This window comes from Pseudomonas sp. ASL4 (assembly GCF_056680395.1).
Genome location: NZ_CM155280.1, coordinates 738,738 through 757,226 on the forward strand (window position 1 = coordinate 738,738; position 18,489 = coordinate 757,226).

General features: G+C 57.8%; 17 protein-coding genes. 16 read left to right on the top strand and 1 reads right to left on the bottom strand.

Features of this window, described 5'->3' with window-relative positions:
* Positions 1-305 precede the first annotated feature (305 nt).
* From mnmG to glmS, 16 genes are all read left to right on the top strand, one after another.
* A complete protein-coding gene (gene mnmG, locus AC1MEW_RS03210) occupies positions 306-2,198 on the top strand; it encodes a tRNA uridine-5-carboxymethylaminomethyl(34) synthesis enzyme MnmG (protein WP_201199228.1) in 1,893 nt (630 codons plus the stop codon).
* A complete protein-coding gene (gene rsmG, locus AC1MEW_RS03215; RefSeq protein ID WP_322270067.1) occupies positions 2,195-2,839 on the top strand; it encodes a 16S rRNA (guanine(527)-N(7))-methyltransferase RsmG in 645 nt (214 codons plus the stop codon). Before mnmG ends, rsmG begins: the two co-directional genes overlap by 4 nt.
* A gap of 18 nt (positions 2,840-2,857) precedes the next feature.
* Positions 2,858-3,655, top strand: a complete 798-nt coding sequence (locus AC1MEW_RS03220) for a ParA family protein (RefSeq protein WP_201196049.1) — start codon at positions 2,858-2,860, stop codon at positions 3,653-3,655.
* Between the two features lie 9 nt (positions 3,656-3,664).
* A complete protein-coding gene (locus AC1MEW_RS03225) occupies positions 3,665-4,537 on the top strand; it encodes a ParB/RepB/Spo0J family partition protein (RefSeq protein ID WP_201196050.1) in 873 nt (290 codons plus the stop codon).
* 148 nt (positions 4,538-4,685) lie between these two features.
* On the top strand, positions 4,686-5,093 hold the full coding sequence (locus AC1MEW_RS03230) for a F0F1 ATP synthase subunit I (protein WP_201196051.1): 408 nt from the start codon (positions 4,686-4,688) through the stop codon (positions 5,091-5,093).
* A gap of 16 nt (positions 5,094-5,109) precedes the next feature.
* Positions 5,110-5,979 (top strand): F0F1 ATP synthase subunit A, encoded by an 870-nt coding sequence (gene atpB, locus AC1MEW_RS03235; protein ID WP_201199225.1) that lies wholly within the window; start codon positions 5,110-5,112, stop codon positions 5,977-5,979.
* 134 nt (positions 5,980-6,113) lie between these two features.
* Positions 6,114-6,371 carry a F0F1 ATP synthase subunit C gene (gene atpE, locus AC1MEW_RS03240; protein ID WP_002555987.1) on the top strand — a complete coding sequence of 86 codons (258 nt, stop codon included), beginning with the start codon at positions 6,114-6,116 and terminating at the stop codon, positions 6,369-6,371.
* A gap of 56 nt (positions 6,372-6,427) precedes the next feature.
* Positions 6,428-6,898: a F0F1 ATP synthase subunit B gene (locus AC1MEW_RS03245; protein ID WP_008027535.1), complete on the top strand. Its 471-nt coding sequence runs from the start codon at positions 6,428-6,430 to the stop codon at positions 6,896-6,898.
* A gap of 12 nt (positions 6,899-6,910) precedes the next feature.
* On the top strand, positions 6,911-7,447 hold the full coding sequence (locus AC1MEW_RS03250) for a F0F1 ATP synthase subunit delta (RefSeq protein WP_201199223.1): 537 nt from the start codon (positions 6,911-6,913) through the stop codon (positions 7,445-7,447).
* Positions 7,448-7,468: 21 nt separating this feature from the next.
* Positions 7,469-9,013 (top strand): F0F1 ATP synthase subunit alpha, encoded by a 1,545-nt coding sequence (gene atpA / locus AC1MEW_RS03255; RefSeq protein ID WP_008007884.1) that lies wholly within the window; start codon positions 7,469-7,471, stop codon positions 9,011-9,013.
* 50 nt (positions 9,014-9,063) lie between these two features.
* Positions 9,064-9,924 carry a F0F1 ATP synthase subunit gamma gene (gene atpG, locus AC1MEW_RS03260; protein ID WP_201196055.1) on the top strand — a complete coding sequence of 287 codons (861 nt, stop codon included), beginning with the start codon at positions 9,064-9,066 and terminating at the stop codon, positions 9,922-9,924.
* A gap of 27 nt (positions 9,925-9,951) precedes the next feature.
* On the top strand, positions 9,952-11,331 hold the full coding sequence (atpD, locus tag AC1MEW_RS03265) for a F0F1 ATP synthase subunit beta (RefSeq protein WP_201196056.1): 1,380 nt from the start codon (positions 9,952-9,954) through the stop codon (positions 11,329-11,331).
* A 45-nt stretch (positions 11,332-11,376) separates the two neighbouring features.
* Positions 11,377-11,802 carry a F0F1 ATP synthase subunit epsilon gene (locus AC1MEW_RS03270; protein WP_201115593.1) on the top strand — a complete coding sequence of 142 codons (426 nt, stop codon included), beginning with the start codon at positions 11,377-11,379 and terminating at the stop codon, positions 11,800-11,802.
* 117 nt (positions 11,803-11,919) lie between these two features.
* On the top strand, positions 11,920-13,287 hold the full coding sequence (gene glmU, locus AC1MEW_RS03275; RefSeq protein ID WP_480425391.1) for a bifunctional UDP-N-acetylglucosamine diphosphorylase/glucosamine-1-phosphate N-acetyltransferase GlmU: 1,368 nt from the start codon (positions 11,920-11,922) through the stop codon (positions 13,285-13,287).
* Between the two features lie 212 nt (positions 13,288-13,499).
* The gene (locus AC1MEW_RS03280; protein WP_480425392.1) at positions 13,500-14,276 is read left to right on the top strand and encodes a DeoR/GlpR family DNA-binding transcription regulator; all 777 of its coding nucleotides are present in this window, start codon (positions 13,500-13,502) and stop codon (positions 14,274-14,276) included.
* Position 14,277: 1 nt separating this feature from the next.
* Complete coding sequence (gene glmS / locus AC1MEW_RS03285; RefSeq protein WP_480425393.1) at positions 14,278-16,113, top strand: glutamine--fructose-6-phosphate transaminase (isomerizing); 1,836 nt, start codon at positions 14,278-14,280, stop codon at positions 16,111-16,113.
* A gap of 71 nt (positions 16,114-16,184) precedes the next feature.
* On the opposite strand, the gene pbpC is transcribed toward glmS, so the two are convergent.
* Positions 16,185-18,482, bottom strand: a complete 2,298-nt coding sequence (gene pbpC, locus AC1MEW_RS03290; protein WP_480425395.1) for a penicillin-binding protein 1C — start codon at positions 18,480-18,482, stop codon at positions 16,185-16,187.
* Positions 18,483-18,489: the final 7 nt, after the last annotated feature.

Below are 18,489 nucleotides of genomic sequence, written 5' to 3' on the forward strand. Positions count from 1 at the left end.
AAACCGGTTATCCAAGGGCCTCCTTGGCACATGACCACAGGGTTTTGAATCTCTGTACATATTGAAAGTAAAGGCCTGTAGAGATCTATCCACAGAAATGGTGCTCAGTAGAAATAAACATAAAAACAAAGATTTAATAAATTTCTCTCTTTTTAATTTCTATAACCCCGACTTCTCCACAGCTGGTTAAATTTTGTGCAAAGGGTTCTTTAGGAAGGGCGAAGTCCCTATACTTGCCGACCGGGTCCAGAAACCGGGCTCAAACTATTCCTGAATTACCTACTTAAGCAGGCACGAGGTGCGTGGTGGATTTCCCTTCCCGTTTTGAAGTGATCGTCATCGGCGGCGGTCATGCCGGTACCGAGGCAGCACTGGCGTCAGCACGCATGGGGGCAAAAACCCTGTTGCTGACGCATAACGTGGAAACCCTCGGTGCCATGAGTTGCAACCCTGCCATTGGCGGGATCGGCAAAAGCCACCTGGTCAAGGAAATCGATGCCCTCGGCGGCGCGATGGCCATGGCTACCGATAAGGGTGGTATTCAGTTTCGCGTGTTGAACAGCCGTAAAGGCCCGGCCGTGCGAGCGACTCGCGCTCAGGCCGATCGGGTTCTGTACAAGGCCGCTGTCCGCGAAGCCCTGGAAAACCAGCCCAACCTGTGGATATTTCAACAAGCCGCCGACGACCTGATCGTCGAACAGGAACAAGTGCGTGGTGTTGTCACCCAAATGGGTCTGCGTTTCTTCGCCGATTCCGTGGTGTTGACCACAGGCACCTTCCTCGGTGGACTTATCCACATCGGGATGCAGAATTATTCCGGCGGTCGCGCCGGTGATCCGCCATCGATAGCCCTGGCTCACCGTTTGCGTGAATTGCCACTGCGCGTTGGTCGCCTGAAAACCGGTACCCCGCCGCGTATCGACGGTCGTTCTGTGGATTTCTCGGTCATGACCGAGCAAGCAGGCGATACGCCGATCCCGGTGATGTCGTTCATGGGTTCCAAAGAGCAGCACCCGAAACAGGTGAGCTGCTGGATTACCCACACCAACGCCCGGACTCACGAAATCATTGCTGCCAACCTTGATCGTTCGCCGATGTATTCCGGCGTGATCGAAGGCATTGGCCCGCGTTATTGCCCGTCGATTGAAGACAAGATCCATCGCTTTGCCGACAAGGACAGCCATCAGGTCTTCATCGAGCCCGAAGGTTTGACCACACACGAGCTGTACCCGAACGGGATATCCACAAGCTTGCCGTTCGACGTGCAATTGCAGATCGTTCAATCGATCCGCGGCATGGAAAACGCGCACATCGTTCGTCCGGGCTACGCCATCGAGTACGACTACTTCGACCCGCGTGACCTGAAATACAGCCTGGAAACCAAAGTCATTGGCGGTCTGTTCTTCGCCGGGCAAATCAACGGCACCACCGGTTACGAAGAAGCCGGCGCCCAGGGTTTGCTGGCCGGGGCCAACGCCGCACTGCGCGCGCAGGGCAAAGATGCCTGGTGCCCGCGTCGCGATGAGGCGTACATCGGGGTGTTGGTCGACGACCTGATTACTTTGGGTACCCAGGAACCGTACCGGATGTTTACGTCCCGGGCCGAATACCGCCTGATCCTGCGCGAAGACAACGCCGATCTGCGCTTGACCGAAAAAGGTCGTGAACTCGGTCTGGTCGATGACGCGCGTTGGGCAGCGTTCTGCAAGAAACGCGAAAGCATCGATCTCGAAGAGCAACGCCTGAAAAGTACCTGGGTTCGCCCGGGCACCGAGCAGGGCGATGCAATTTCCGAAAAGTTCGGCACACCGCTGACTCACGAATACAACTTGCTCAACCTGCTGAGCCGTCCGGAAATCGACTACGCTGGTCTGATCGCCGTGACTGGCGGTGGTGCAGAAGATCCACAGGTCGCAGAACAGGTCGAAATCAAGACCAAGTACGCCGGCTACATCGATCGCCAGCAGGATGAAATCGTTCGTCTGCGGGCCAGCGAAGATACAAAACTGCCTGTGGATATCGATTACACGAACATCTCCGGTCTCTCCAAAGAGATCCAGAGCAAGCTCGGTGCGACCCGTCCGGAAACCCTGGGCCAGGCGTCGCGTATCCCGGGCGTAACCCCGGCAGCCATTTCGCTGTTGATGATTCATTTGAAAAAACGCGGCGCGGGCCGTCAGTTGGAGCAAAGCGCTTGAGTTCGTTGGTCACCTCGAAACACGCAGAAGAGTTATCCACAGGCGCTCGCCAGCTCGGTGTCACACTGACAGAAACCCAGCACGCGTTGCTGCTGGGTTATCTGGCCCTGTTGATCAAATGGAACAAGGCCTACAACCTGACCGCCGTGCGCGATCCGGACGAAATGGTGTCCCGTCATTTGCTCGATAGCTTGAGCGTGATGTCGTTTGTCGAAAACGGTCGTTGGCTGGACGTGGGTAGCGGTGGCGGCATGCCGGGTATTCCGTTGGCCATCCTGTTTCCAGAGTCCCAGGTCACCTGCCTGGACAGCAATGGCAAGAAAACCCGCTTCCTGACCCAGGTCAAACTCGAACTCAAACTGGATAACCTGCAAGTTATCCACAGTCGCGTCGAAGAATTCCGGCCAGAACTGCCCTTCAACGGGATCATATCCCGGGCGTTCAGCAGCATGGAGAACTTCAGCAACTGGACTCGCCACCTCGGCGACCGCGATACACGTTGGCTGGCAATGAAGGGCGTTCATCCCGCCGATGAGCTGGTAGCATTGCCGGCAGACTTCCACCTCGATAGCGAACACGCCCTGGCCGTACCTGGTTGCCAAGGCCAACGCCATCTGCTGATACTGCGCCGCACGGCATGATTGGGAACACAAGCAAGAATGGCTAAGGTATTCGCGATAGCGAACCAAAAGGGTGGTGTGGGCAAGACCACCACCTGCATCAACCTCGCAGCTTCCCTGGTCGCTACCAAGCGCCGGGTGCTGTTGATCGATCTCGATCCACAGGGCAACGCCACCATGGGTAGCGGTGTGGATAAACACGGCCTGGAAAACTCAGTCTACGACCTGTTGATCGGTGAATGCGACCTGGCCCAGGCCATGCACTTCTCCGAACACGGTGGTTACCAGTTGTTGCCGGCCAACCGCGATTTGACTGCGGCCGAAGTGGTTCTGCTGGAAATGCAGATGAAGGAAAGCCGCCTGCGCAGTGCGTTGGCGCCGATCCGTGAAAACTACGATTACATTTTGATCGACTGCCCGCCGTCGCTGTCGATGCTGACCCTGAACGCATTGGTCGCAGCCGATGGGGTAATTATCCCCATGCAGTGTGAGTACTTCGCACTGGAAGGTTTGAGCGACCTTGTGGATAACATCAAGCGCATCGCCGAACTGCTGAACCCGAACCTGAAAGTCGAAGGCCTGCTGCGGACCATGTATGACCCGCGCCTGAGCCTGATGAACGATGTCTCGGCTCAGCTCAAGGAACACTTTGGCGAGCAGCTCTATGACACCGTGATTCCCCGCAACATCCGCCTGGCCGAAGCGCCAAGCTATGGCATGCCGGCGCTGGCGTACGATAAATCATCGCGCGGCGCCATCGCCTACCTGGCATTGGCGGGCGAAGTGGTTCGCCGTCAACGCAAAAACTCACGCACCGCCGCCGCTCAGGCAACTTAAGGAATCCCCATGGCCGTCAAGAAACGAGGTCTCGGACGTGGACTGGATGCACTGCTGAGTGGTCCGACTGTCAGCTCGCTCGAAGAGCAAGCGGTACAAGCCGATCAGCGTGAGTTGCAACACCTGCCCCTGGACCTGATCCAGCGCGGCAAGTACCAGCCGCGTCGAGACATGGATCCTCAGGCGCTTGAAGAACTGGCGCAGTCGATCAAGGCCCAGGGTGTGATGCAGCCGATCGTGGTTCGTCCGATTGGTGGCGGTCGTTTTGAAATCATCGCTGGCGAACGCCGCTGGCGTGCCAGCCAGCAGGCTGGCCAGGAAACCATCCCGGCGATGGTTCGCGATGTGCCGGATGAAACCGCCATCGCCATGGCACTGATCGAGAACATCCAGCGCGAAGACCTCAATCCGATCGAGGAAGCGGTTGCCCTGCAGCGTTTGCAGCAGGAATTCCAACTGACTCAGCAACAAGTCGCCGAAGCTGTGGGTAAGTCCCGGGTAACCGTGGCTAACCTGCTACGCTTGATCGCGTTACCGGAAGTCATCAAAACCATGCTGTCCCACGGCGACCTGGAAATGGGTCATGCACGTGCTTTGCTCGGTTTGCCGGAGAATCAACAGGTTGAAGGGGCGCGACATGTTGTCGCACGTGGGCTGACCGTGCGCCAAACCGAAGCACTGGTTCGCCAGTGGTTGGGGGGTAAACAAGAGCCTGCTGAACCGGTTAAACCGGACCCGGATATCGCTCGACTCGAACAGCGCCTGGCCGAGCGCCTAGGCTCTGCGGTGCAGATCCGCCACGGAAAGAAGGGCAAAGGTCAGTTGGTGATTGGTTACAACTCTCTCGACGAGCTTCAAGGCGTGCTTGCACATATCCGCTGAAACATTTCCTCATGTAGCGCGCAGTCGGAAATCACTACCTGACAGTTGAATAGGGGCTGAACCGCCCCTATACTCTGCGCGCATTTTGTCGGCACAAATTATGCCAAGTTATTGAATTCTGGCAGCCGACCATTGGGGGGAAGAAGTGATGGAAACCCGCACGCCAAACCGCTTGCCGTTCCATCGCCTGGCAGTTTTTCCGGTGTTAATGGCTCAATTTGTCGTTTTGCTCATTGCCGCTTTGGCGCTCTGGCAATGGCACGGAGTCGTTGCCGGGTACTCAGGACTCTGCGGAGGCCTGATAGCCTTGTTACCCAATGTTTATTTCGCTCATAGGGCATTTCGGTTTTCCGGCGCCCGAGCAGCTCAAGCTATCGTCCGGTCTTTTTATGCCGGCGAGGCGGGCAAACTGATTTTGACGGCAGTGCTCTTTGCATTGACGTTTGCAGGTGTAAAGCCATTGGCGCCGTTAGCTGTATTCGGCGTCTTCGTGTTGACCCAACTGGTCAGCTGGTTTTCGCCCCTGCTGATGAGAACAAGACTTTCGAGACCTTAGGGCGTTTGAGGCAACCATGGCAGAAACAACCGCTTCGGGCTATATCCAGCACCACTTGCAGAACCTGACCTTCGGGCATCTTCCTAACGGCGGATGGGGCTTTGCTCACACCGCAGCAGAGGCCAAAGAAATGGGCTTCTGGGCTTTCCACGTCGATACCCTCGGCTGGTCGGTCGCGTTGGGTCTGATCTTCGTACTGATTTTCCGCATGGCGGCAAAGAAGGCGACTTCGGGTCAACCTGGTGCTTTGCAGAACTTCGTTGAAGTATTGGTCGAATTCGTCGATGGCAGCGTGAAAGACAGCTTCCATGGCCGTAGCCCGGTGATTGCACCGCTGGCACTGACCATCTTCGTCTGGGTCTTCCTGATGAACGCCATCGACCTGATCCCGGTCGACTGGATTCCTCACCTGGCCATGTTTGTCACTGGTGATGCGCACATTCCGTTCCGTGCCGTATCGACCACTGACCCGAACGCTACCCTGGGCATGGCCCTGTCGGTGTTCGCGCTGATCATTTTCTACAGCATCAAGGTCAAGGGCATCGGCGGCTTCATCGGCGAACTGACCCTGCACCCGTTTGGCAGCAAGAACATCTTCGTTCAAGCCCTGCTGATCCCGGTGAACTTCCTGCTGGAGTTCGTGACACTGATCGCCAAGCCGATTTCCCTGGCTTTGCGTCTGTTCGGCAACATGTATGCCGGCGAACTGGTCTTCATTCTGATTGCTGTGATGTTCGGCAGCGGTCTGCTCTGGCTTAGCGGCCTGGGCGTAGTTCTGCAGTGGGCGTGGGCTGTGTTCCACATCCTGATCATCACCCTGCAGGCGTTTATCTTCATGATGCTGACCATCGTCTACTTGTCGATGGCGCACGAAGAGAACCATTAAGACCAGTCTCGACTAGTCTGATGTCCCACTCGGTCAAACGAGTGGGTGCCCGAACAGGGCTTATGAAACGATTTGTTTTACCGCTTTAAAATCTAAAAAACCTAAACCATACGACGTAAAAGTCGGGAGGAAAGATGGAAACTGTAGTTGGTCTAACCGCTATCGCTGTTGCACTGTTGATCGGCCTGGGCGCACTGGGTACCGCAATTGGTTTCGGCCTGTTGGGCGGCAAGTTCCTGGAAGGCGCAGCGCGTCAACCAGAAATGGTTCCAATGCTGCAAGTCAAAATGTTCATCGTTGCCGGTCTGCTCGACGCCGTAACCATGATCGGTGTTGGTATCGCTCTGTTCTTCACCTTCGCGAACCCATTCGTTGGTCAACTCGCTGGCTAATTACTCGAACCTTCGAGTAATTGGTGTGATGTGCAACGAACGAGCGAGGTGTTGGCGTGAACATTAATGCAACCCTGATTGGCCAGTCCGTTGCGTTCTTCATTTTTGTACTGTTTTGCATGAAGTTCGTGTGGCCTCCGGTCATCGCGGCTTTGCACGAACGTCAGAAGAAGATCGCGGATGGACTGGACGCTGCCGCCCGAGCAGCTCGCGACCTGGAGCTGGCCCAAGATAAAGCGGGTCAGCAACTGCGCGAAGCGAAAGCTCAGGCAGCCGAAATCATTGAGCAAGCCAAGAAACGCGGTAACCAGATCGTTGAAGAGGCTGTTGAAAAAGCCCGTATCGACGCTGACCGTGTGAAGGTCCAGGCTCAGGCCGAGATCGAGCAGGAACTGAACAGTGTCAAAGACGCGCTGCGTGCCCAATTGGGTGCACTGGCCGTTGGCGGCGCCGAGAAGATCCTGGGTGCCACAATCGATCAAAACGCGCACGCGGAGCTGGTAAACAAACTGGCTGCTGAAATTTAAGCGAGGGCGATCATGGCAGAATTGACCACGTTGGCCCGACCTTACGCTAAGGCAGCCTTCGAGCACGCCCAGGCCCACCAGCAACTGGCCTCTTGGTCAGCCATGCTCGGCCTGGCTGCAGCAGTGTCGCAAGACGACACCATGCAGCGCGTGCTCAAGGCCCCGCGACTGACGAGCGCAGACAAGGCCGCCACGTTTATTGACGTGTGCGGCGACAAGTTTGATGTGAAGGTACAGAACTTCATTCACGTCGTTGCCGAAAACGACCGTCTCCCGCTGTTGCCGGAGATCGCCGCTCTGTTTGACCTGTACAAGGCCGAACAAGAGAAATCGGTAGACGTTGAAGTCACCAGTGCTTTCGCATTGAACCAAGAACAGCAAGACAAACTCGCCAAGGTTCTCAGTGCACGACTCAACCGGGAAGTGCGCCTGCAAGTTGCGGAGGATGCCGCCCTTATTGGTGGTGTCATCATTCGCGCCGGCGACCTGGTAATCGATGGCTCGATTCGCGGCAAACTCGCGAATCTTGCCGAAGCATTGAAATCTTGAGTTTGAAGGGGCAGCAGAGCAATGCAGCAACTCAATCCTTCCGAAATAAGTGAAATTATCAAGGGCCGCATCGACAAGCTCGATGTGACCTCCCAAGCCCGTAACGAAGGCACTGTCGTCAGCGTATCTGACGGTATCGTGCGGATTCACGGTCTGGCCGACGTAATGTACGGCGAGATGATCGAGTTTCCGGGCGGCGTCTTCGGCATGGCCCTCAACCTTGAGCAAGACTCTGTAGGCGCTGTTGTATTGGGCTCCTACCAGTCTCTGGCTGAAGGCATGAGCGCCAAGTGCACTGGCCGCATCCTCGAAGTTCCGGTTGGTAAGGAACTGCTGGGTCGCGTAGTCGACGCACTGGGTAACCCAGTTGATGGCAAAGGTCCGCTGAACAACACCGAGACCGATGCGGTCGAGAAAGTTGCTCCAGGCGTGATCTGGCGTAAGTCGGTAGACCAGCCTGTACAGACTGGCTACAAGGCTGTCGATGCCATGATCCCAGTCGGCCGTGGCCAGCGAGAGCTGATCATCGGTGACCGTCAGATCGGTAAAACCGCTCTGGCGATCGACGCGATCATCAACCAGAAAGACAGCGGCATTTTCTGTGTCTACGTAGCGATCGGTCAGAAGCAATCGACCATCGCCAACGTTGTTCGCAAGCTGGAAGAAAACGGCGCACTGGCTAACACCATCGTCGTTGCAGCGAGCGCTTCGGAATCTGCAGCACTGCAATTCCTGGCACCGTACTCCGGTTGCACCATGGGTGAATTCTTCCGCGACCGCGGTGAAGACGCGCTGATCGTTTATGACGATCTTTCCAAGCAAGCAGTGGCTTACCGCCAGATTTCCCTGCTGCTGCGCCGTCCACCAGGCCGTGAAGCTTACCCAGGCGACGTGTTCTATCTCCACTCCCGTCTGCTGGAGCGCGCATCCCGCGTTTCGGAAGAATACGTAGAGAAGTTCACCAACGGCGCAGTGACCGGCAAAACCGGTTCCCTGACCGCACTGCCGATCATCGAAACTCAGGCTGGCGACGTTTCCGCGTTCGTTCCGACCAACGTGATTTCCATCACCGACGGTCAGATCTTCCTGGAATCGGCCATGTTCAACTCCGGGATCCGTCCTGCTGTGAACGCCGGTGTTTCGGTATCCCGTGTGGGTGGTGCCGCTCAGACCAAGATCATCAAGAAGCTCTCCGGTGGTATCCGTACCGCTCTGGCTCAGTACCGTGAACTGGCGGCATTCGCCCAGTTCGCTTCTGACCTGGACGAAGCGACCCGTAAGCAACTTGAGCATGGTCAGCGCGTTACCGAGCTGATGAAGCAGAAGCAATACGCACCAATGTCGATTGCTGACATGGCGCTGTCGCTGTATGCCGCTGAGCGTGGGTTCCTGACTGACGTTGAAATCGCCAAGATCGGCAGCTTCGAACAAGCGCTGATTGCTTTCTTCAACCGCGATCACGCCGATTTGATGGCGAAGATCAACGTGAAGGGTGACTTCAATGACGAAATCGACGCTGGCATGAAAGCCGGTATCGAGAAGTTCAAGGCCACCCAAACCTGGTAAGCCGCAGCGGGAGCCGCAAGGCTCCCGCTTGCTAACCTGATAGGTGTTACATGGCAGGCGCAAAAGAGATTCGCAGTAAGATTGCGAGCATCAAAAGCACGCAAAAGATTACCAGCGCCATGGAAAAAGTGGCGGTCAGTAAAATGCGCAAGGCACAAATGCGCATGGCTGCTAGCCGTCCTTACGCGGAGCGCATCCGCCAGGTTATTGGTCATTTGGCCAACGCTAACCCGGAATATCGCCACCCATTCATGATCGACCGTGAAATCAAGCGCGTTGGTTATGTTGTAGTGAGCAGTGACCGTGGTCTGTGTGGTGGCTTGAACACCAACCTGTTCAAGGCCTTGGTCAAGGACATGGCTAAAAACCGTGAAAACGGCGTCGAGATCGATCTGTGTGTAGTGGGTAGCAAGGGTGCGGCTTTCTTCCGCAACTTCGGCGGTAACGTCGTAGCAGCTATCAGCCACCTGGGTGAAGAGCCGTCGATCAATGATCTGATTGGCAGCGTCAAGGTGATGCTGGATGCCTACCTCGATGGTCGTATCGACCGTCTGAGCGTTGTGTCCAACAAGTTCATCAACACCATGACGCAACAGCCTACCGTGGAGCAGTTGATTCCACTGGTGGCAACCCCGGATAAAGGCCTCAAGCACCACTGGGACTATCTCTACGAACCGGACGCCAAAGAGCTGCTTGACGGCTTGATGGTTCGCTACGTGGAGTCGCAGGTCTACCAGGCGGTGGTCGAGAACAACGCGGCTGAACAAGCTGCGCGGATGATCGCGATGAAGAACGCTACCGACAACGCCGGTGATTTGATCAGCGATTTGCAGCTGATCTACAACAAGGCGCGTCAGGCTGCGATCACCCAAGAGATCTCGGAAATCGTCGGCGGCGCTGCCGCGGTTTAACGGTTCAAATATTCAGAGGATCCAGCTATGAGTAGCGGACGTATCGTTCAAATCATCGGCGCCGTTATCGACGTGGAATTTCCACGCGACAGCGTACCGAGCATCTACAACGCTTTGAAAGTACAAAGCGATGCCGGCACCACTCTGGAAGTTCAGCAGCAGCTGGGCGATGGCGTGGTTCGTACCATTGCGATGGGTTCCACCGAGGGCTTGAAGCGCGGTCTGGAAGTCACTGACTCTGGCGCAGCCATCTCCGTACCAGTCGGTAAAGCGACCCTGGGCCGGATCATGGACGTCCTCGGTAACCCGATCGACGAAGCTGGCCCGATCGACACCGAAGAGCGCTGGGGCATTCACCGTCCTGCGCCAACCTTCGCTGAACAAGCGGGCGGCAACGACCTGCTGGAAACCGGCATCAAGGTTATCGACCTGGTTTGCCCGTTCGCCAAGGGCGGTAAAGTCGGTCTGTTCGGTGGTGCCGGTGTAGGCAAAACCGTAAACATGATGGAACTGATCCGTAACATCGCCATCGAGCACAGCGGTTATTCCGTGTTCGCCGGTGTGGGTGAGCGTACTCGTGAGGGTAACGACTTCTACCACGAGATGAAGGACTCCAACGTTCTGGACAAAGTGGCACTGGTTTACGGTCAGATGAACGAGCCGCCGGGTAACCGTCTGCGCGTAGCACTGACCGGCCTGACCATGGCCGAGAAGTTCCGTGACGAAGGTAACGACGTTCTGCTGTTCGTCGACAACATCTATCGTTACACCCTGGCCGGTACTGAAGTATCCGCACTGCTGGGCCGTATGCCTTCCGCAGTAGGTTACCAGCCGACCCTGGCCGAAGAGATGGGTACTCTGCAAGAGCGTATCACTTCGACCAAAAACGGTTCGATCACCTCGATCCAAGCGGTATACGTACCTGCGGATGACTTGACTGACCCGTCGCCAGCGACCACCTTCGCCCACTTGGACGCCACCGTCGTTCTGTCCCGTGACATCGCTTCCCTGGGTATCTACCCAGCGGTCGATCCACTCGACTCGACTTCGCGCCAGCTGGATCCGAACGTAATCGGCCAGGACCACTACGACACCGCTCGCGGCGTTCAGTACGTTCTGCAGCGTTACAAAGAACTGAAGGACATCATTGCGATCCTGGGTATGGACGAGCTGTCGGAAACCGACAAGCAGTTGGTAAACCGTGCTCGTAAGATCCAGCGCTTCTTGTCGCAGCCGTTCTTCGTGGCTGAAGTCTTCACCGGTGCTTCGGGTAAATACGTTTCCCTGAAAGACACCATTGCTGGCTTCAAAGGCATCCTCAACGGTGACTACGACCACCTGCCAGAACAAGCGTTCTACATGGTCGGCGGCATCGAAGAAGCGATCGAGAAAGCCAAGAAACTGTAATCCCGGCGCCCGGCAACGGGCGCTAATTTAGGTTGAGGCAATCAGATGGCTATGACAGTCCATTGCGATATCGTCAGCGCGGAAGGGGAAATCTTTTCCGGCCTGGTCGAGATGGTGATTGCGCACGGTGCACTGGGTGATCTTGGTATCGCCCTGGGTCACGCGCCGCTGATCACTAATCTCAAGCCAGGTCCTATCCGCCTGATCAAGCAGGGCGGGGAAACCGAGGTGTTTTACATATCCGGTGGTTTCCTCGAGGTTCAGCCGAACATGGTCAAGGTTCTTGCCGACACTGTGCAACGTGCTGCCGACCTGGATGAAGCCTCCGCTCAGGAAGCCGTTAAGGCTGCCGAGAAGGCCTTGCATGAACGTGGTGCAGAATTCGATTACGGTTCTGCTGCCGCACGTCTGGCTGAGGCGACAGCTCAGCTGCGCACCGTCCAGCAGATCCGCAAGAAGTTTGGCGGTTAATCCGTCATCGACTTGTTGTGCGATTGATTAAAAAGGGTAGCCTCGGCTACCCTTTTTTCTTTTCCAACTTTCATAATCTGGTCGCAGTTGCTGACCACCCAGGATTGGTAGCCAGTCATGTCTCTCGAAATCGTTATCCTCGCTGCCGGTCAAGGCACTCGCATGCGTTCGGCATTGCCCAAGGTCCTGCACCCGATTGCCGGCAACTCGATGCTCGGCCATGTTATCCACAGCGCCCGGCAACTTGATCCACAGCGCATCCATGTGGTGATCGGTCATGGCGCTGATGCCGTGCGTGAGCGCCTGGCAGCGGATGACCTTAATTTCGTGCTGCAAGACAAGCAACTGGGCACCGGTCACGCCGTGGCCCAAGCCGTACCGTTCATCACCTCCGATACCGTGCTGATTCTTTACGGCGACGTGCCGCTGATCGAAGTCGAAACCTTGCAGCGCCTGCTCAAGCAGGTGGCGCCGCAGCAGTTGGGCCTGCTCACTGTTGAGTTGGATGACCCGACCGGCTACGGCCGTATCGTTCGTGATGCCGACGGCAAGGTCACGGCCATCGTCGAGCAGAAAGACGCCAGCGAAGCCGAACGCGCGATCACCGAAGGCAACACCGGGATTCTGGCCGTGCCATTTGAACGTCTGGGCGACTGGATGAGCCGTCTCTCCAACAACAATTCCCAGGGCGAGTACTACCTGACCGACGTGATTGCGATGGCCGTCAGCGATGGTCTGGTGGTGGCCACCGAACAACCCCACGACGCCATGGAAGTGCAGGGCGCCAACGACCGCAAGCAACTCTCGGAGCTTGAGCGTCACTATCAGTTGCGCGCCGGCCTCCGCTTGATGGCTCAGGGTGTGACCCTGCGCGATCCGGCCCGTTTCGATGTGCGCGGCGAGGTCACCATCGGTCGCGATGTGCTGATCGACATCAACGTGATCCTCGAAGGCAACGTCGTTATCGAAGACGACGTGGTGATTGGCCCAAACTGCGTGATCAAGGACAGCACCTTGCGCAAAGGCGTGGTGATCAAGGCCAACAGTCATATCGACGGCGCGATTATGGGTGAAGGCAGCGACGCCGGCCCATTCGCGCGTTTGCGTCCAGGAACGGTTCTGGAAGCCCGGGCCCATGTGGGTAACTTTGTCGAACTGAAAAACGCACACATGGGCGAGGACGCCAAGGCCGGTCACCTGACGTACCTGGGCGATGCCGAAATCGGCGCCCGGACCAACATTGGTGCCGGCACTATCACCTGCAACTACGACGGTGCGAACAAGTGGAAAACCGTGTTGGGTGAAGATGTGTTCATCGGTTCCAACAACTCGTTGGTGGCGCCTGTGGATATCTCGTCAGGGGCAACCACTGCGGCGGGTTCGACCATTACCCAGAATGTGGATAACGCACAGTTGGCAGTAGGGCGGGCGCGGCAGAAGAACATCGACGGCTGGAAGCGGCCGGTGAAGATCAAGAAGAGCTGAGTTATCCACAGAGTGTTGTGGCGGGTGACAGATCGCCTTCGCGGGCAAGCGTCGCTCCTACAGGTTTTATGTCGTCCCCCATTATGCGAACGACACGAACCCTGTAGGAGCGAGGCTTGCCCGCGAAGCTTTTTATCCCCACACGCTTGACGAAGTTTCGCCAATAGGTTTTGATTGCTTCCGTTATCTTTCGAATCGAAACTTACCAGCCCATGTCGAAGCGCAATACACCACAACGCCGCCACAACATCCTTGCCTTGCTCAACGAGCAGGGGGAAGTCAGTGTGGATGAACTGGCCAAGCGTTTCGAAACCTCGGAAGTTACGGTTCGCAAGGACTTGGCCGCACTTGAAAGCAATGGCTTGCTGCTGCGCCGTTACGGTGGCGCGATCACCATGCCGCAAGAACTGGTGGCGGACCTCGGTCAGCCGGTTTCCAAGTACAAACAAGCCATCGCTCGCGCCGCGGTCACGCGAATTCGCGAGCATGCGCGGATCATCATCGACAGCGGCAGCACCACTGCCGCCATGATCCCGGAACTCGGTCAGCAACCCGGTCTGGTGGTGATGACCAATTCATTGAATGTCGCCAGCGCCTTGAGCGAACTGGAGCACGAACCGGTACTGTTGATGACCGGCGGCACTTGGGATCCCCATTCCGAGTCCTTTCAAGGGCAGGTGGCCGAGCAGGTACTACGCTCTTACGACTTCGACCAATTGTTCATCGGTGCTGATGGCATTGATCTGGTTCGCGGCACCACGACCTTCAACGAACTGTTGGGGCTGAGCCGGGTCATGGCTGAAGTCGCCCGGGAAGTGGTCGTCATGGTCGAGGCCGACAAGATCGGCCGCAAGATTCCCAACCTGGAGCTGCCCTGGAGCAGCGTCCATACCCTTATTACCGATGATCGCTTGCCGCTTGAGGCACGGGATCAGATTCAGGCCCGCGGTATCAATTTGATCCTCGCGGCTGTCAGTCAGGAGAAATAGCATGTGTGGAATTGTCGGCGCAGTCGCAGAACGTAACATCACCGCCATCCTCGTCGAAGGCCTGAAGCGCCTGGAATACCGTGGCTACGACAGTGCCGGTGTGGCGGTCTTCACCAATGACGGGATGCTCGATCGCGTCCGTCGTCCGGGCAAAGTCAGTGAGTTGGATCAAGCCCTGGCCGAAGCGCCGCTGATCGGACGTCTGGGCATCGCCCATACCCGTTGGGCGACCCACGGTGCGCCGTGCGAACGCAACGCTCACCCGCATTTCTCCGGGCAGAACCTGGCTGTTGTGCACAACGGCATCATCGAGAACCACGAAGCCCTGCGCGAAAAATTGAAAGCCCTGGGTTACGTGTTCACCTCCGATACCGACACCGAAGTCATCGCCCACCTGCTGGCGCATAAACTCAAGGACCTGCACGATCTGACCGTAGCCCTCAAGGCCACCGTCAAAGAGCTGCACGGTGCTTATGGTCTGGCGGTTATCAGCGCCGACCAACCGGATCGTCTGGTCGCCGCCCGCAGCGGCAGCCCGTTGGTGATCGGTCTGGGCCTGGGGGAAAACTTCCTCGCTTCCGACCAACTGGCCCTGCGCCAGGTCACCGACCGCTTCATGTACATGGAAGAAGGCGACATCGCCGAGATTCGTCGCGACAGCGTGCAAATCTGGGACATTAACGGCAAAGCCGTCGAGCGCGAAGCCGTGCAGTACCGCGACAGTGCCGAATCGGCAGAGAAAGGCGAGTTCCGCCACTTCATGCTCAAGGAAATCCATGAGCAACCTTCCGTTGTGCAACGCACGCTGGAAGGGCGTCTGAGCCAGCAACAAGTGCTGGTGCAAGCGTTCGGTCCACAGGCTGCCGAGCTGTTCGCCAAAGTTCGCAATGTACAGATCGTTGCCTGCGGCACCAGCTACCACGCCGGTATGGTTGCCCGTTACTGGCTCGAAGAACTGGCCGGTATTCCGTGCCAGGTCGAAGTCGCCAGCGAATTCCGCTACCGCAAAGTGGTGGTTCAGCCCGACACCCTGTTCGTGACCATCTCCCAGTCCGGCGAAACCGCCGACACCCTGGCCGCCCTGCGCAACGCCAAGGAACTGGGTTTCCTCGCCAGCCTGGCAATCTGCAACGTTGGCATCAGCTCGCTGGTGCGTGAATCCGACCTGACCCTGCTGACCCAGGCCGGTCGCGAAATCGGCGTGGCCTCGACCAAAGCGTTCACCACTCAGTTGGTTGGTTTGTTGCTGCTGACCCTGTCCCTCGGCCAAGTGCGCGGCACCTTGGCCAAAGGCGTCGAAGCCACCCTGGTGGAAGAACTGCGTCGCCTGCCAACCCGTCTGGGCGAAGCCCTGGCAATGGACAGCACCGTGGAAAAAATCGCCGAACTGTTCGCCGACAAGAACCACACCTTGTTCCTGGGCCGTGGCGCGCAATACCCGGTGGCGATGGAAGGCGCCCTGAAACTCAAAGAGATTTCCTACATCCACGCCGAAGCCTACCCGGCCGGCGAACTGAAACACGGCCCGCTGGCGCTTGTGGATAACGACATGCCAGTGGTCACCGTGGCACCGAACAACGAACTGCTGGAGAAGTTGAAATCCAACCTCCAGGAAGTCCGCGCCCGTGGCGGCCAGTTGATCGTCTTCGCTGACGAGAAAGCCGGCATGGTCAATGGCGAAGGCACTTACGTTGTACAGATGCCGCACATCCACGACATCCTGTCGCCGATCCTCTACACCATCCCGCTGCAGTTGCTGTCGTACTACGTGGCGGTGTTGAAAGGCACGGACGTTGACCAGCCGCGTAACCTGGCGAAGTCGGTGACTGTGGAATAAGTTATCCACAGCTGGTGTAACCCATAGAGGCTGCTGCGGAGTGCCTGATCACGGTTGTTAATCACAACCGTCTAAGGCACAAACTCCACCCGCAGCCCTCTGCTCGCGCTGCGGCCCTGATCGTCGCTGACGCGCAATTGATACATCCCCGACTTTCCCGGCCGCCAGTTCAGCGTGGTCTGCGGCGGGCCTTGGCCGATCAACGTCTGGTCGGCAAACCAATAGAGATTCAACGCATCGCTGGCCGCATTGGCGCTCAGGGAGATGCTCTCCTGTGGCTGGGATAAACGCAGCTGATAGCTGACCTGGGTGAGTGGCGATCTGATTTGTGGCGCTTCGCTCTGATCGCTGATGGGGTTGGGCTGGCAGTTTTTCACCACATTGGGCGGCGTGCGCCGTGGCAAGCCGGCGGCGCGGTACAGGCGTTGCACGTCGCTGGGCCAGAACTCGAAGACTTCTTCACGGGTGTACTGCGGATCGAATGGCGCGCAAGCGGCTTTGCCGGTGCGGGTATCGATCAGCACCGGGCGGTGCAAGTTGGACACGCGGATCGGCGAGACGCCGGGGATGTACCAGGTTTTGCGCGTCGACGGGCACCAGCGGTTGGGCAACTCGCCGGAAGCGGCGCAGATGTCGATTCGCGTGAGGCCCGCGGGAGGTTTGTCGACCCGATCCGCCACCGTGGGCAAGGCCAGGGGCAAAGCGTCGGCGATGCGAAAGAACAGCGGCGCTGCGGTTTTTGCGCCGATGAAGGCCGGATTGGGGCGGCCGTCGAAGTTGCCAACCCACACCACCAACACGTAGGGCCCGACGATGCCGGCACTCCAGGCATCGTGAAAGCCCCACGATGTACCGGTTTTCCACGCGGTGCGCCAGTGACGGCCACGACTATCGGCGGGTAAGCCATCGGGCCGAGGGTTGCGCCTGAGCATGTCGCGAACCATGAATGCCGATTGCGGCGTCAGCAGTGCATCGCCGCTGGTCTGCGGTTGTTCGCTCAGATAACGCAGCGATCGCAAATGTCCGTCGCCGGCCAGCATCAGGTACAGCCGGGCCAACTCCTCGGGCGTCATCTCGCCGCCGCCCAGGGCCAAGGCCAAACCGTAATGACTTTCGCCGCGCAGCCCCTTGATCCCGGCTTGCTGCAAAAAACCGTACAACGACGGGGATTTGACCTGGCTGGCTAGCCACACCGCCGGAATATTGCGGCTGCGAATCAACGCATCGCGAGCGGTCAGCGGCCCGATGTAACTGCCGTCGAAATTTTCCGGCTGGAAATAACCGAAGCTACTCGGCATATCCTTGAGAATGCTCATCGGGTGGATCAGCCCTTGGTCCAGCGCCAACCCGTAGAGAAACGGCTTGAGGGTCGAACCCGGGGAGCGCCGTGCAAGGATGCCGTTGACCTGCCCATGCAGGGCTGTGGATAAGTAGTCCGCAGAGCCGACCAGTGCCTTGACGCTCTGGTCGCGGCTGTCGACCAGGATTGCCGTGGCATTTTCGACGCCAGTGCTTTTGCGCTCGGCAATAAAACCGCTGATCAGCCGTTCCAACAGCTGCTGCAAAGGCACATTTAACGTGCTGTTGAGCTCGTTACCGGTCTGGGAGGCCAGCAACTGTTCGCTCAAATGCGGCGCCAAAAACGGAATCTGCTGACGGTTGCGCGCTTCCAGCGGTAGCTCCAGCAAACTGCTGTTACGTGGATCGTCGGGATAGGCCTGGCGCCAATCCGCCATCAATCGTAGTCGAGCGTTCTGCAACGACGGCCCGAAACTGGCGCGGCGCCCTGGTTGCTGTGGAATCACCGCCAGCGCCAAGGCTTCGGACAACGACAATGTCGCCGCCGATTTGCCGAAGTAAATCCGGCTCGCCGCTTCGGCGCCTTCGATGTTGCCGCCCATCGGCGCCAAATTTAGGTAGGCCTCCAGAATCTCGTGCTTGCTGTAGCGCGCCTCCAGCCACAACGCCAGGACGATTTGTTGCAGCTTGCCGGGAATTTGCCGGGTGTTGAGGTCCCACAGACGTCGTGCCAGTTGCATGCTCAACGTCGAGCCGCCCTGACGCTGGCCGCCGCTGTAGGTGGCCGTGGCCGCCCGCAGCAGCGCCGGAGGATTGATCCCCGGATGCCAGAAGAAATTGCGATCCTCCTTGAGCAGCAGCGCTTCGACCAACGACGGCGAGATGCGCTCCAGAGGCAGCCATAGTCGATACTGGCCGTCGGCGGCCAAGGTCATGCGCAGCAGCGATCCGTCGTCCGCCAGCACCTGGCGTGACGAGGACGTCGCTTCAGCCAGCGGTGCATGGGGCCAAACTCGCAGCCCCAGCAAAACCGCCCCAACCGCCAAGCTTACAGCCAGCAGGGGTTTCAATCGTCGC